General features: G+C 47.8%; 1 pseudogene. It reads left to right on the top strand.

Annotated elements, in window-relative coordinates:
• Positions 1-224: pseudogene (locus AF337_RS44835) on the top strand (hypothetical protein); the annotation flags it as partial.

The raw sequence follows: 224 nt of genomic DNA, 5'->3' as shown, positions 1-224 counted from the left end.
GGCCTCCAAGCGGTAGCATAATTTACAATATTTATGAATTTAACGTACTGCGTACGTTCGGTGTTAAGAACAGCGTTGGAAGTTTGGCACCCGCTGACTTCGATACACTGCGGATCGCCAAAGGTCGTCGACCGTATAATGTTGACAACAGTCAGCTACCCACCTTTGTCGCCTTTGCCGATAAAGGGAATCCTAAACGGTTTACGAGATCGATCCCGCAAAGC

Source organism: Rhizobium ecuadorense (genome assembly GCF_001187535.1).
In the GTDB taxonomy this organism is placed as follows: domain Bacteria; phylum Pseudomonadota; class Alphaproteobacteria; order Rhizobiales; family Rhizobiaceae; genus Rhizobium; species Rhizobium ecuadorense.
The sequence above is the reverse complement of the archived record's forward strand: the minus strand, read 5'-3'. Positions and strand labels throughout refer to the sequence as shown.